The 1,754-nt window shown below is 68.2% G+C and carries 2 protein-coding genes; one reads left to right on the top strand and one right to left on the bottom strand.

Annotated features, from left to right (window positions below):
* A partial coding sequence (locus GX543_RS11055; RefSeq protein ID WP_290851957.1) for a sulfotransferase occupies window positions 1-582 on the top strand: 582 nt, incomplete at its 5' end.
* A 192-nt stretch (window positions 583-774) separates the two neighbouring features.
* Here the strand turns inward: GX543_RS11055 and GX543_RS11050 are convergent.
* A complete protein-coding gene (locus GX543_RS11050) occupies window positions 775-1,644 on the bottom strand; it encodes an alpha/beta hydrolase (RefSeq protein ID WP_290851956.1) in 870 nt (289 codons plus the stop codon).
* Window positions 1,645-1,754: the final 110 nt, after the last annotated feature.

Here is a 1,754-nt window from a genome sequence, read left to right as displayed (position 1 = left end):
CACATTCCGTCGTACTCGGCGTGGCTCGCGGAGCAGGACTGGACGCCCGCGTACGCCCGGCATCGTCGCAACCTGCAGTTGATCGGCGCCAACGACCCGGACAAGCGCTGGGTGCTCAAGAACCCGAGTCACCTGTTCGCGCTCGACGCACTGATGGAGGTGTACCCGGACGCGATCGTCGTGCAGACGCACCGTGCCCCGGAGACCATCATCGCCTCGATGTGCAGTCTCGCCGAACACGCGACGCAGGACTACTCGACGGTGTTCACCCGCGAGCGGATCGGTGCGACGCAACTGGACCTGTGGTCGCGCGGGCTCCGGGAGTTCTCGGCGGCGCGGGCCAAGTACGACCCCGCCCAGTTCGTCGACATCGACTTCGCCGAACTGCGCTCGGATCCCTTCGGGGCCGTGCAACAGGTGTATGACGCGATCGGCGCCGACTTCACCCACGACGCCCGCGCCGCGATGGTGGCCCTCGACGAGGACTCCAAGTCTGGCGACCGTCGTCCTCAGCACAAGTACTCGCTGGCGGACTACGGGCTCACCGCCGAGCAGGTGGCAGAGGCCTTCGCCCAGCGTTAGCTCTTTTCCGCTGGTCGAGTGCCGACGAACGGAGTGAGTCGGTTCATCGAGACCGCCGCGGGCAGGGAACCTCGACGGTCTCGACATACCGGCTCACTCCGTTCGCCGGAGCTCGACCAGCAAGAGAAACATACCGGCTCACTCCGTTCGCCGGAGCTCGACCAGCAGAGGAGAGGCCGAGCCCGACCGCGGCTACAGCGCGTGCGCGTCCAGAAAATCGACGATCGCCGCGGCGAAGACCTCGTTGTCGTCGCCTGCCACCATGTGTCCGGCGTCGCTGACGTCGGCGATCTCGGCGTGGGGGACCAGTTCGAGCATGTTGGCGATGCCCTCGTCGCTCACCACGTCCGACTTCCCGCCGCGCACCACGAGGGTCGGTGCGGTCACCCGGCGCGCAGCGGCGGCGAGGCGTTCCGGGTCGGTGTGTCGCCGCGGCTCGTCGCCCTCGCTGGACCGGATGAACTCGGGGTCCCAGTGCCAGTACCAGCGACCGTCGTCGTGTTGGCGCACGTTCTTGCGGAGGCCGTCCAGGTTCTTGGGGCGTCGGCGTTCGGGGTTGTAGGCGGCGATCGCGTCGGCCACCTCCTCCAGGCTCGCGAAGCCGTCGACGTGATCGGTCATGAAGGCCTTGATGCGGTCGATGCCCTTCTGCTCCACGTTGACGACGACGTCGACCATCACCAGGGCCGCGGCGAGGTCGGGGTCCTCGCCGAGCGTGCACAGGCCGGTGATGCCACCGAGGGAGGCGCCGATGATCACCGGCTTGCGCGACTGCCCGCCCAGGAGCGCTTTGAGGTCGGCGACGAAGGCCTCGAGGCCGTATTCCTTGTCGGGGGCCCAATCGCTGTCGCCGTGGCCGCGCATGTCGAGGGTGTACACCTCGCGGCCGCGCGCGGCGAGCGACGCGGCGGTGCGGTCCCACGAATGACGGGTCTGGCCGCCGCCGTGCAGCAGCAGTGCGGGAGTGGTGCCGGACTGGGCACCGACGGCGGGCCAGTGGTCGCCCTGCAGGGTCAGGTCACCGCTGACGACGGAGAAGGGGTGCGCTGGGGAGGAAGGCATTCTTCCACTACTACACCGGTGCGCAGCCGGGTCGGGCGGCGACGTCGGATACTGCGGCGAAACCTTCTGGAGCGCTGCCCACAGCAAAGTTCGGTTGACCGAAACATTTG

Source organism: Gordonia sp. (in: high G+C Gram-positive bacteria) (genome assembly GCF_012515855.1).
In the GTDB taxonomy this organism is placed as follows: domain Bacteria; phylum Actinomycetota; class Actinomycetes; order Mycobacteriales; family Mycobacteriaceae; genus Gordonia.
Note: the sequence above shows the minus strand (reverse complement) of the source record. Positions and strands in the feature narration are given on the sequence as shown.

Excerpts from the sequence above, each read along its gene's own strand:
- GX543_RS11050 (WP_290851956.1), bottom strand. The coding sequence starts at position 1,644 with ATGCCTTCCTCCCCAGCGCACCCCTTCTCCGTCGTCAGCGGTGACCTG.